6 protein-coding genes are annotated in these 12,790 nt (G+C 72.8%); 2 read left to right on the top strand and 4 right to left on the bottom strand.

The window, feature by feature from the left end; translation table 11 throughout:
* Positions 1–64: 64 nt before the first annotated feature.
* Both ACWDX7_RS14140 and ACWDX7_RS14145 read left to right on the top strand, forming a co-directional pair.
* A complete protein-coding gene (locus ACWDX7_RS14140) occupies positions 65–7,594 on the top strand; it encodes an SDR family NAD(P)-dependent oxidoreductase (protein WP_451489657.1) in 7,530 nt (2,509 codons plus the stop codon).
* A 212-nt stretch (positions 7,595–7,806) separates the two neighbouring features.
* Positions 7,807–8,745 carry a DUF72 domain-containing protein gene (locus ACWDX7_RS14145; protein WP_451489656.1) on the top strand — a complete coding sequence of 313 codons (939 nt, stop codon included), beginning with the start codon at positions 7,807–7,809 and terminating at the stop codon, positions 8,743–8,745.
* Between the two features lie 215 nt (positions 8,746–8,960).
* Here ACWDX7_RS14145 and ACWDX7_RS14150 read toward each other — a convergent pair whose 3' ends face one another.
* The 4 genes from ACWDX7_RS14150 to ACWDX7_RS14165 form a co-directional block, all read right to left on the bottom strand.
* Entirely contained in the window at positions 8,961–10,151 is a 1,191-nt protein-coding gene (locus ACWDX7_RS14150; RefSeq protein ID WP_451489655.1) for a cytochrome P450 family protein, read from the bottom strand.
* Positions 10,148–11,338 (bottom strand): MAB_1171c family putative transporter, encoded by a 1,191-nt coding sequence (locus tag ACWDX7_RS14155; protein WP_451489654.1) that lies wholly within the window; start codon positions 11,336–11,338, stop codon positions 10,148–10,150. The genes ACWDX7_RS14150 and ACWDX7_RS14155 overlap by 4 nt, the downstream gene beginning before the upstream one ends.
* Positions 11,335–11,862: a regulator component gene (locus ACWDX7_RS14160; protein WP_451489653.1), complete on the bottom strand. Its 528-nt coding sequence runs from the start codon at positions 11,860–11,862 to the stop codon at positions 11,335–11,337. The genes ACWDX7_RS14155 and ACWDX7_RS14160 overlap by 4 nt, the downstream gene beginning before the upstream one ends.
* Positions 11,863–12,108: 246 nt before the next feature.
* On the bottom strand, positions 12,109–12,564 hold the full coding sequence (locus tag ACWDX7_RS14165; RefSeq protein WP_451489652.1) for a helix-turn-helix domain-containing protein: 456 nt from the start codon (positions 12,562–12,564) through the stop codon (positions 12,109–12,111).
* Between the last annotated feature and the right edge of the window lie 226 nt (positions 12,565–12,790).

Here is a 12,790-nt window from a genome sequence, read left to right on the forward strand (position 1 = left end):
GCTTTCCGACGCCGGTCGCAGGCAGGCTCTGCGTGACGGTTGGCGGCAGAGACAGGGAGGACACATGGACCGGGCGACGGGCAGCCATGAGCGTGGCACGAGCGGTCGAGCGGATGATGTCGCGATCATCGGGATCGGCTGTCGGCTTCCCGGTCGCCTGAACAGCATCGACGCCCTGTGGTCGGCGCTCATTCAGGGCCGTGATCTGGTCACGCGGATCCCTCCCGAGCGGTTCGACACGGACGCGTTCACCGACGCCGACCCTCGCCGGCCGGGTCGAACCTACACGGACGCCGCCGGTGTCCTCGCCGACATCGCCGCCTTCGACACCGAATACTTCGGCATCTCCCCACGCGAGGCAGCGTGCATGGACCCACAGCAGCGGCTGCTGCTGGAGCTGGCCGCGGAAGCCATCGACGACGCCGGCATCGATCCGGCGGCCGTCGCCGGCACCGACACCGGGGTCTTCGTCGGGGTGTCCAACCACGCGTACGGCAATCTGCAGTTCAGCCGCCTGGAGACGGTCGGTCAGCACACCATGACCGGCATCGCCGGTGCGAACACCGCCGGCAGGCTGTCCCATGCCTTCGACCTGCGCGGACCCAACGTCGCCGTGGACACCGCCTGCTCCTCCAGCCTGGTCGCCCTGCACCAGGCCTGCGAGTTCCTCCGCGCGGGCGGCGAGGCGGCCGTGGCCGCCGGGGTCAACATCCTGATCAGCCCTCATGAGTTCATTGGATTCGCCAAGGCATCGATGCTCTCTCCCACCGGCCGCTGCCGCGCCTTCTCCGCGGTCGCCGACGGATTCGTACGAGCCGAGGGCGGCGTCGTCCTCCTCCTCAAGAGCCTCGACCGCGCCCTGGCGGACGGGGACCGCGTCCACGCGGTGATCACTGCCACCGGCACCAACAGTGACGGCCGCACCCCCGGCCTCGCCCAGCCCAGTGCCCAGGCTCAGGCGGCGTTGCTGCGCCAGGTGTACGGGAGGGCCGGCCTGGAAGCCGACGACCTGCTGTACCTGGAGGCGCACGGCACGGGCACCCCCGTGGGCGACCCACTGGAGTGCGAGGCGGTATCAACAGCGCTGGCAGGGCGGCGATCCGTACACCCGCTGCCCATCGGCTCGATCAAGACGAACCTCGGGCACCTGGAATCAGCCTCCGGCCTCGCCGGCCTCCTCAAGGCCGTGCTGGTCCTGCGCCATCGCGTCATCCCGGCGTCCCTGCACGGTCAACCCGTCAGCTCCGCCATCGACTTCGCCGGACTGGGCCTCTCGCCCGTACCCGTCGCCGTGCCGGTGCCCACGGCCTCGGGCGGGCTCGTCGGGGTCAACTCCTTCGGGTTCGGCGGCGCCAACGCCCATGCCGTCCTCGCCCCCGCCCCCGCCCCCGCGGCCCGGACCGCCCCGCCGCCGGGACCACGGCCCCTCCTGGTGTCCGCCCGGACCCCGGCCGCCCTCGCCCAGGCGGCCACCGCCCTGGCGGACCGCCTCTGCGCAGCGGACGTGGACGAGCAGGTGTTCTACGACATCGCCCACACCACTGTCACCCGCCGCGGCCGTCACCCCCACCGAGCCGCCGTGCTGGCCGCCGATGCCGCCACCGCCGCCGACCGGCTGCGCGCCGCCGCCACCAACCCGCCCGTCCCCGCGCTGGCCCACAGGGACGTCGCATTCGTCTACAACGGCAACGGCGCCCAGTGGACGGGCATGGGCCGCAGCCTGATCAGTGGCTGCGTCCCCTTCCGAGAAGCCGTCGAGGAGATCGACGGGGCGCTGGCGCCGCTGCTCGGCTGGTCCGTACACGAGGAGCTCGCCACCGGCGCCGACACCGGCCGCCAGGCGCGGACGGAGGTCGCCCAGCCACTGCTGTTCACCGTGCAGGCAGCCCTGACCGCGACTCTGGCCACCTACGGGGTGCAGCCCGCGGCCGTGGCCGGTCACAGCGTCGGCGAGGTTGCCGCCGCCTACGCCTGCGGTGCTCTGGACCTGCCCGGTGCGGCGCTCGTCATCGCCCACCGCAGCAGCGCCCAGGCCCGAACGGCCGGGTCGGGACGGATGGCGGCGGTGGGACTCAGCCGCCCCGAGGCGGAGGAAGAACTGGCCGCCTACGACGGCAGGCTGGAGCTGGCCGCGGTCAACAGCCCCCAGGACGTCACCGTCGCCGGCGACGAGGCCGCGCTCGACGACCTGGCCCGAACGCTCGCCGGCCGCGGCACGTTCTTCCGGATGCTGGACCTGGACCACGCCTTCCACAGCCGGCACATGGACCCCATCGAAGAAGAGCTGCGCAGCGCTCTGGACGGCCTTGCGCCGCAGTCCGCCCTGGTCCCCTTCGCCTCCACGGTCACCGGCGGCCTGCTGAAGGGCCACGAGCTGACGGCCGAGTACTGGTGGCTCAACGTCCGCCGGCCGGTGAGGCTGACCGACGCCGTCCAAGCCCTCGCAGAAGCCGGCTGCGGCGCGTTCGTCGAGATCGGCCCACACCCCGTCCTCAGCCACTACCTGCGCCGCACACTCACCGCGGTGCGCCCGACCGGGCAGACGGTGGCGGTCCCCACCCTCAGCCGCGACCGCGACGGCGCCAAGGCCCTCGAAACGACCGCGGCCACCCTGCTGGCGGCCGGCGCCCGCACCGACCACAGCCGGCTCCTCCCGGTTCCCGGCCGGGTCCAGAGCCTGCCCTCCTATCCCTGGCAGCGCGAACACCACTGGCACGGCGCTCCGCAGTGGTTCGACCGCGGCTGCGGTGACGGCCGGCGCCACCACCCCCTCCTCGGCGAACGGGCGGCCCACCCGGACCCGCTCTGGCAGACCCGCATCGACCCCTCACGGCACCACTGGCTCGCCGACCACGTCGTCGCCGACGCCGTGGTCCTGCCTGCCGCCGCCTTCGCCGAAACCGCCCTGGCCGCAGGCCGGCTCCACCACCAGGCCCCCGTCCAGCTGACCGACCTGGCCGTCGAGCGCGCCCTCGTCCTGCCCTTCGACGACCCGGCGATGGACATCCAGCTCCAGACCGCCCTCGACCCGGCCGACGGCACCGTACGCCTCTCCAGCCGCGAGGGCTCCGGCGCCTGGCGAGCCCACGCCCGAGGCGTCGTCCGCCGACTCCTGCGCGAACGCCCCGCGCCGCAAGACCTGGCCGCTCTGCACGGCCGGCTGAGCGAGCCCCTGACCGCCGCCGCCCACTACGCGGCCGTCGCCGCGACCGGCATCAGCTACGGCCCCGCCTTCACCGTCCTCACCCAGCTGCACACCGGCCCCGGCGAGGTCCTGGCGCGCTACACCCTCACCACCACCGAGCCGTCCGCCGACCCCGCCAGCGGGCACATCCTGCACCCCACCGTCCTGGACGGTGCCATCCAAGCCGGCGCGGCACTGCTCCACCGCACCGGCGACAACCCGGAGCACCCACTCGACGCGCCCTACCTCCCGGCCGCCGTCGACGCCCTGCGGGTGTGGAGCCAGCCACCTTCGGAAGGCTGGGTGCACGTACGTCACCGCGAGGCCACCGACCGTGAAGTGTGCTGGGACATCCGGCTCCTCGACGACGAGGGCCAGGTCACCGCCGAACTGGATGCATGCCGGCTGCGCCGCTTCGACGCCGCCCGCACCGTGCCACGACATCTGACGACGGTCCTGCGCGCCGCCCCCCACGGCCACGACCCGGATGTTCCCTCGCACCGCCTGCCCGGTCCGCGGGAGCTGGCCCACGCGCTCTCCCGCACCTCGCACACGCTCTCCCGCACCTCGCTGCTCGCGCAGGATGACGACCGGTACGCCCGGACACTCGGCCTGGCCAGAACACTGAGCGCCCACTTCACCCTGCGGGCCGCCCACACCATCGACCCGGCCGCCACGACGTTCACCCCCGACACCCTCATCGCCGCAGGCGCCCTCCCCGAGTACCGGCGTGCGCTGCACGGACTCCTCGGCCACGCCGAACGCGCCGGGCTGCTGAGCCGCACCGGCGACGGTGTCTGGACGCCCACCAGCCCCGCCGACCCGCAGCAGGCCCTGACCGAACTGCTGCGTACCGCGCCCGGCAAGGTCGTGGAAACCGTCCTCTACAGCCGCTGCGGCACCGTGCTGGCGGACGTTCTGCTGGGCCGGCAGGACCCCGTCGCCCTGCTCTTCGGCGACGCCGAACGCCACTGGATGGAGAGCTTCTACTCCCACACCGAAGTCACCCGCCACTACAACGCCACGGCCGCCGCCCTCGCCCGGGAGATCGCCCGGCACTGGCCCGCCGGGCGGCCGTTGCGCGTTCTGGAGACCGGCGCGGGCACCGGGGCCCTGACCGCGGCCCTTCTCGCGGAGCTTCCCGCCGACCGAACCCACTACACCTTCACCGACGTCTCCGAAGCGTTCTTCCACCACGCCCGGCGCCGCTTCAGCGACCACGACCACATCACCTACCGCACCCTCGACCTCGACCAGGACCCCGAACGGCAGGGCTTCACCCCCGGCTCGTACGACCTCGTCATCGCGGGCAACGTCCTGCACGCCACGAGCAGACTGCGGGAGAGCCTCACCCGTACCGCATCCCTGCTCGACGACGGCGGACACCTGCTGGCCGTCGAGACCCACAACCCCGACGTCCTCCTGCCGATCTTCGGCCTGCTGACGAGCTTCTGGCACGCCGACGACCCCGACCTGCGCCCCGACTCGCCACTCCTGGCGCACGACCAGTGGCCGCGGCTGCTCGCCGGCAACGGGTTCGACGAGACGGCCCAGCTCGGCGCCGACCGGACTGGTGGCGACTACTCGGTCCTCCTCGCCCGCCGTGGCCCCCGCCCGCAGCCCCGGCCTGTAGCACCCGCCCCCGCCACGGGCGTGACCTCCTGGATCATCGCCACCGAGCACCCGCACCACCCCCTCGCCAGCTCCCTGGCGACTGCCTTGCGCGCGGCCTGCGACGTTCCCGTCGATGTCGTGCCCGCCACCACCGACCCCGCCCAGTGGGCGGCCCAGCTGTCCTCGGACCGGGTCCGCCCCGCCGTGGTCCTGCTGCTCGCCGACTCCGGCATCCCCCGTGACGAGGACGGCACGCAGCACGCAGCCGGCCACGGCGACGGCGACGACGAGTCGGGCGTCCTGGGACAGGCCGTCACCCGCACCGCGGTGCTGCGTGCCCTCGCCCAGAGCTGCGCCGGGCTAGCCCGGTCGACCACCCCCGAACTCTGGCTGATCACCCGGCCGTCAGGGGCCCTTCCCACACCAGGAGCACCGCTGACCCCGGGCGACGCCGTCCCGTGGGGCGTGGCGCGGACGATCGCCAACGAACAGACCAGGCCCGTCGTGCGACGGCTGTCGTTCGAGCCCGGGCCCTCGCCCGAGCGCGACGCCCGTCGCCTGGCCCGTGAGCTGCTGGCCGAACCGTCCGAGGAGGACGAGATCGTCCTCGCCTCCGGCGGGCGGTTCGTGCCTCGGCTACGGGAAGCGCCCGCCGCGACGGTGCCGGCGCACGGGAGCCCGTACCGGCTGAGGCTGCGCCGACCGGGTCTGAGCTTCGGCCTGGACTGGACGCCCGCCCCCGCACCGCCCGCTCCCGGCCCCGGCCAGGTGGCCATCGAGGTACGAGCGGCCGCCCTGAACTACCGTGACGTGATGCTGGCCACCGGCCTGCTGCCACCCGGGGCCGAAAACCCGGCACCCGGCGAGCACAGCCTGGGCCTGGAATGCGCCGGTGTCGTCAGCGCCGTCGGGGCCGGCGCCGCCTTCACCGTCGGACAGCGCGTCCTCGCCTACGCACCCGGGGCGCTGGCCTCGAACGTCGTCGTTCCGGCCCTGGCCGCGGGCCCGATCCCTGACCATCTGAGCTTCGCCGAGGCCGCGACGCTCCCCGTCGCCTTCTTCACCGTCCAACACGGACTGGAACACCTGGGCCGTCTCACCGAGGGCGAGACCGTCCTGGTCCACGGCGCCGCCGGCGGAGTGGGACTCGCGGCCCTTCAGTACGCCCACCAGGTGGGCGCCCGGGTCATCGCCACCGCGGGCAGCCCGGCCAAACGGGATCTGCTGACCCTGCTGGGCGCCGACCACGTGCTGGACTCCCGCACGCTCGCGTTCGCCGACCAGGTGATGGAGCTGACCGGCGGCCAGGGTGTCGACGTCGTCCTCAACTCCCTCGCGGGCGAGGCCATCGCGCGCAACCTCGACATCCTGCGGCCCGGCGGACGCTGTATCGAGCTGGGCAAACGCGACATCCACAGCGGCGGGCGCCTCCCCTTGCGGCCCTTCCGCAACAACCTGTCCCTGCACGCGGTGGACGCCCACCAGATGTTCACCCGGCAGCCGCAGCTGGCGAGCCGACACTTCGCCGCACTCGTCCGCCGCGTCCACGAGGGCGCCTACCAGCCGCTGCCGCACCAGGTGTTCCCCGCCGACCAGGCCATGGAGGCCTTCACCCTGCTGCGGCACTCCCGGCACATCGGCAAGGTCGTCCTGTCGCTGGAGTCCCCGCCGTACCTGGCCCCGACCCCCGGGCGCCTCGCCTGCGATCCGGATGCCACGTACCTGATCACCGGCGGCCTCACCGGACTCGGGGCCGCCACCGCCCGCTTCCTCGCCGCCCGCGGCGCCCGCCACCTGGCCCTGGTGAGCCGCCGCGGCCCCGCCACGCCCGGCGCGGCCGAACTGATCGCCGATCTGGCACGTCACGGAGCCACCACCACCGCCTACGCCGCCGACGCGGCCGATCCCATCGCTCTCGGCGCCGTGCTGGAGGAGATCGACGGGACCGGACGACCTCTGCGCGGCGTCGTCCATTCCGCCATGACCTTGGAGGACCGGCTGCTGACCGACCTGAGCGACGAAGCCATCAGGACGGTCCTCGCGCCGAAACTCAGCGGGGCGGCCGTCCTGGACCGTCTCACCCGCAAGGCCGACCTGGAGTTCTTCGTCCTGAACTCCTCCATCTCCGCCACCGTCGGCCACCGTGCCCAGGCCGCCTACGCCGCTGCCAACCTCGCCATGGAAGGACTCGTCCGCGCCCGCCGGGCAGCCGCCCTGCCCGCTCTGGCCGTCGGCTGGGGACTGATCGGCGAGATCGGCACCGCCGTCGAGGCGCACTACACCGACACCTTGGAACGCATGGGTCTCGGCCCCCTGTCCTCCGACCAGATCTTCACCGCGCTCGAAGACCTCATGACCCGCGCCACCGACGCCGACGCCGATGCGGCGGTCGTACAGGTCGGCCACTTCGACTTCCCCCGCATGGTCACCCTGCTGCCCACCCTGCGCGCCCCCAGGTTCGCAGCGCTCCTGCCCCCCGAGGAAGCCGGCGACCAGGAAGGCGCCGACCTGCGGCGGTCCCTGGCCTGCGGCGACCCGCAGACTCGGCACGCCACCGTCGCCGACATCCTCGTCCGCCTCATCGCCCGCGTCACCCACCACGTCCCAGAGCGGGTGGACCGCACCTGCCCCCTGGACGCCTTCGGCATGGACTCGCTGATGGCCACCGAACTGGTCGTCGCCCTCCAGCGTGAACTGGCCTGTGAGATTCCCGTCTTGGAAGTCATCAACGCCGCCAGCATCAACGACCTCGCCAGCCGTGTCCTGACCCTGCTCAACCCGCCCGCCACCGCTTGACCGGCAGCGGAGCGGGCGGCGCTCATCGGCCGCCGGCGCGTCAGGGGCCTACGCATCGGCCTCAGTGGAGAGGACGACGGTCATGGTGGGGTTCAGACGCGTGCCGCGTCCGTGAAAGCAGCTTCGGGGCGTCGCCGGGGAACGGGTGCGGGAAGGCCCGGGGGTTGACGGCGTTCCGGGGTAGACGGGGCCGGGGAGAAAGGACGGCCGTAATGGGCGAGATGTTGATCGGGACGTGTTCCTGGACGGACAAGGCCCTTGTGGGCAGCGGATGGTACCCGCCCGGGCGGCGCGACCCGGAGGGGCGCCTGCGACACTACGCCGAACGGTTCCCCGTCGTGGAGGTCGACGCCGGCTACTACGCCCTCCCCAGTGTGCGCAACAGCATGCTCTGGGCCGAACGCACCCCGCCGGGCTTCCGCTTCGACGTCAAAGCGTTCTCCCTCCTCACCGGCCACCCGACCCGCAAGGCCGCCCTGCCCGCCGACCTCCGCGGCTACGACGCCGGGGACCCGGAACTCCTCGACGAGGTATGGCACCGTTTCGGCGCCGCCCTGCGGCCGCTGGAGGAAGCCGGCCGGCTGGGTGCCGTACTGTTCCAGTTCCCGCCCGGATTCACGCCCGGCGCGCGGGCGGAGACCGTGCTGCACCGCACGAGGAAGCGGATCTCGCGGTGGCCGATGGCCGTGGAGTTCCGCCACCCCGGCTGGTGGCACGAGGACCGACGGGAACGCACCGCCGCCCTGTTGCGGGACCTGGACGCCACGGCGGTGGCTGTGGACACGGCGCAAGGGCTGCCCACCTCGATGCCCCCGGTCACACCGGTCACGTCCTCGGAGCTCGGAATCGTCCGCTTCCACGGCCGCAGCGCAGCATGGGGGACCGGCAGCAAGGAGGACCGCTTCCGTCACGCGTACACCCGGGAGGAGCTGCGCGGGTGGCTTCCGCGCCTGCGCTCTTTGGCGGACCGGGTCGACCAGCTGCACGTCCTGTTCAACAACTGCTGTGGCGACGCTGCCGTAAGCGCCGCCGAGACCCTGAGCGGCCTGCTGGGCCCCGATGAAGCGGCCGCCCCGCGCGCTCCGGCCGGCCACACGCGCGTACCCCTCTTCGAACCACCGCGCCCACGTGCCGGTTCAGCGCCCCAGTGACGACGCGGCCGGCCTCCGGGGTCGGCGGAGGCCGGGAAGATCGGCTTTGCCGGAACAGGGTGAACGCGCGGATCCTGCGCCCGGCTCGTGACCGTGATCGCCGTCCTGCCCGTGCCAGTAGTCGCGACGCTCGGCACCACCATCCCGGACGGGGAGCCGGACAGGACTCCGCACAACCAGGAGTCAGCCGGGCGCGCCTGGCGTGACCGCCGAGGTCACGCCAGGGTGAGGGGGAGGGTGGTCAGGCCGCGGGTCAGGCGGGTTCGGCGCCAGGTCAGGGACTCCGCAGGGATGGCCAGGCGCGTGTTCGGGAAGCGGGTCAACAGGGCGCGGAGGGCGATTTCGGCCTCGGCCCGGGCCAGGGGGGCGCCCGGGCAGCGGTGGATGCCGTGGCCGAAGGAGAGGTGGCCGCCGGCGTCGCGGTCGAGGTCGAGGCGGTGCGGGTCGGGGAACGCCGCCGGGTCGCGGTTCGCGGCCCCGGGGGCGATGAGCACCGGGAAGCCCGCCGGGATGTCGACCTTGCCGACGCGCAGGTCCTCCGTGCTGTGACGGAAGGTGGCGACGCTCACCGGGGAGTCGAAGCGGAGCAGTTCGTCCAGGGCGCCGGGGATCAGGTCCGGGTCCCGGCGCAGGCGGTCGAACGCCTCCGGGTGCCGGAGCAGGGCCAGGACGGCGTTGCCGATGAAGTGGGTGGTGGTCTCGTGCCCGGCGACCAGGAGGAGGGCGGCCAGGGAGACGGTCTCGTCCCGGCTGAGGCCGCCCTCGTCGCAGTCGCGCAGGAGGGAGTGGAGCGGGCCGTCCGCGAGGTTCGCCCGGGCCGTGTCGGTCATGTGGGTGAGGTAGTCGCCGATGTGGTGCGAGGCGGCGTCGATGCGAGCGGTGTCGGTCGCGTCGAAGAGGTCGTGGGACCAGGCGGCGAGCGCGGCCCGGTCGGCTTCCGGTACGCCGAGCAGCTCGCAGACCACGGTGACCGGCAGGGGCGCCGCCAGATCTGCCACCAGGTCGACTTCAGTGCCCGGTTGCCACGCGGTCATGAGGTCGTCCACGACCCGGGTGATGAAGGGGCGTAGTTCCCGGACGCGGCCGGTCGTGAACAGCCGGGTCGCCACCCGCCGGTGGCGGGTGTGCACGGGCGGGTCGCTCGCCAGCATGTTGCGGGAGATCGCCGGGTGCAGATCGCGGTTCGAGGGCCGGCCGGCGAAGAAGCGGGCCGTGTCCTTGGACAGGCGGGGGTCGGTGAACGCCTCGCGGGCCTCAAGGTGGCCGGTGATCAGGTACGCGTGGTGTCCGCCGGAGCCGGTGGGGACCCGCTGGACCGGGCAGCCTTCGCGCATCCGGTCGTAGGTGGGGTAGGGGTCGGCGAAGAAGCGGGGGTCGCGCAGGGGGTCCTGCCGCGGGGCGGTCACGAGGCCGCGCCCGCGTTGGCGGGTGCCGGGCGCCGCGCGTAGGCGTCCGCCACGAGCAGCAGCCACGCGGTCTCCGCCTGGAGGTCGCCCTTGCGGGAGGCGGTGCCAGTGGCGGTTGGCGCCTCGTCGCCCTCGGGGACGACTCCGGCGTGCTTCGCGGCGACGGCCGCGGCGAGGACCGCCGCCTCCACCTCGGCGTCGCCCTCGGGGGTGCCGGCCGTGCCCCGGCGGGCGACCTCGGCGGCCGCGGTGTCCCGTACCGACGCTTGACGGTACCGGCGCAGGGCCAGCACGCAGTCGTTGATCTCGATGACCCGGCGGTGTAGGTGGAAGTCGAGGTCGTGGGTGTCGGCCCCGGTGTTCCCCGGGTCGAGCACGACCTCGGGGACCGCTGAGGTGACCTCCCGCCACAGCGGCTCCAGCTCGGTGAACGAGTTCCGTTCCCAGCGACGCCGGCGCAGTTGGCTGAGCGGCCACAGCAGGGCGGGGAGGGTGAGTCCGAAGGTGATGAGGAGCACGGCGACGGCGGGCGCGGTCACGCTGAACGCGCAGCGGAAGGGGGTCAGCGGCGTCGAGCACCGGGCCTGGTCGGGAACGAGCCCCAGACCGAGGCCGATGGAGACCAGGGCGAAGACCTTGTACGCGGCGTAGACGAGGGCGAAGCCACAGCCGACCGAGGTCGTGCGCAGGCCCCAGCGCTGGCTGCGGCGGGTCGAGCGCTTGGACTGGGACCAGGTCTGCAGCAGGAAGTCCTTGGCCGTGTACCCCAGGTAGGAGATGTAGATCAGCACGTAGCACGCGTACAACACCGGGTTTCGTCCCGTGAGTTGTTCGGCGACGAAGAAGGCGGTCATGCCGGCGACGGAGATCGCGAGGGCGATGAGGCGCAGTCGGATCTGCCGGTGGGCCCGCTCTCGGTCCAGATTGAGCTGGAAGAGGAAGGCGAGGACCGCGGTGGCCGCCGTCAGGGTGAAGGTGTTGCTGAGGAGCCGGGCGACGTGGGGGACCACCGATTCGACCGCGCGCTCCACGGCGGGGGCGTAGGAGGCGAAGGCGAAGGCGAACGAGGTCAGCAGCGCCGCCATCGCCCAGGTGCCCGTGGGGCGGTGTCCGCCGCGTCCCCGCACCCAGTAGGCGGCGAAGCACAGCAGCACGACGGCCGTGCCCGTGAAGAGGATGTTGATCATTTCCGGTGGCGCTTCTTCCTTTGTGGCCTGGCGAACAGCGCGTCCCAGCTCTCGGCCCCGCTGGTGGGCCGGCTCGACGGGCCTTCGCGTCCCCGGTACATGAGTTGTCGGATCACGCTGGCCATCACCTCGGCCTCGCGTTCGTCCTCGCTGGTGTAGCTGGTCCGGCCGGACATGCGCTGGACGAGGGTGCGGTTGAAACCGATCGCGCGCAGGGTGTCCTGGTCCAGCTCCAGGCTGCCGGGGTGGTCGCAGATGATGTGGCTGATCTCGTGGGCGAGGATGTGGTTCTGGTGGAGGGGGGAGGTGGCCTCCTCGTAGAACAACAGGTCGGCGTCCGGGGTCTCCAGGCGGATGCCGCACGGAGCGTCCATGGCGCCCAGGGTGCTCAGCGGGCGCAGGACGATGGGGCGTCCGCGTTGTTCGGCCACGGCGTCGCGGAGGTCGCGGGTGCTGAAGCGGTGCGGGAGCCGAAGCGCCTCGACGCGTGCCTCACGCGCGGCGCGAAGCTGCTCGAAGTCCATGTCCTCACTCTGGTGACGACGGTCGGGGGTGGTCGGCCGTTGCGAGCCCCTCCGTGGAGGCCCGGCATGCGCGCCCCATGCTGACATGTTCGCGACGACGCGGTGCGGGCGGGGTGTCGCCGCGCAGGTGCCGCGGCCCGGGATGCCGGGCCTGTTCCGGGAAACGGCTGATGCCCCCTGCCGATGATCGGCCAGGGGGGTGTCGTGTCGGGGCGGGGACCGCGCGATCGCCGCCCGGTGCGCGGTTCAGTCGTCCAGGTTGAGGTCCTGCGCGGGGTCCTCGGTGGTGAGCCCTTCGAGTTTGCGGGCCTGTTCGATCACGGTGGACAGCATCTTCAGGCTGTCGACGCTCAGGCCGTTGGCGCGCAGGGCCACCTTGCGCACGTCTTGATCGCGCATGGCGGCGAGGAGGCCGATCTCCGCCTTGGTGCGTTCGGCCGCCGCGCTGTCGACGAAGTAGCCCGCCGGTACGCCGAAGAAGTCGGCCAGGGCCTTGATGGTGTGTCGCGTCGGGTTCCGCTTGGCGCCGGTGCGCAGTTGCTGGATGGCGCTCGCCGTCACCCCGCGCCCCTCTCCGGTCGCGGCCTTGCGGATTCCCTCGGCGACCTCCGCGTAGGTGTAGGGGCCCCGGGAAGGGGGGTGCACCTCGCGGAAGAGGTGGTCCAGGAGTTGGGCGAAGCTGGGCGACTGGTCATCCTCCACGTACACGACCTCCTTGGCGTGATGGCGAGTCTCTGCCCACCACAGTGTTTCTCAAAGCCCTTCAGGCCGACGCCGGCAACACTTTGGTTGACGCCGGGTGGCCACTCTGGTGTACGTTACCAACGCTCCGGCGCCACTGGAGTGTCGAGGGGGGGTGACGGCGGGGCCGGCCGGGTCGGGTCGGGTCGGGTCGAGCTTCACGGGGGTGAGCTCGGCCGGTGCCCGG

The sequence above is a fragment of the Streptomyces sp. NPDC003034 genome (assembly GCF_053591375.1).

Bases quoted from the DNA above. Each gene is read 5' to 3' on its own strand.
- ACWDX7_RS14155 (WP_451489654.1), bottom strand. From the start codon at position 11,338: ATGATCAACATCCTCTTCACGGGCACGGCCGTCGTGCTGCTGTGCTTC.
- ACWDX7_RS14160 (WP_451489653.1), bottom strand. From the start codon at position 11,862: ATGGACTTCGAGCAGCTTCGCGCCGCGCGTGAGGCACGCGTCGAGGCG.
- ACWDX7_RS14140 (WP_451489657.1), top strand. From the start codon at position 65: ATGGACCGGGCGACGGGCAGCCATGAGCGTGGCACGAGCGGTCGAGCG.
- ACWDX7_RS14145 (WP_451489656.1), top strand. From the start codon at position 7,807: ATGGGCGAGATGTTGATCGGGACGTGTTCCTGGACGGACAAGGCCCTT.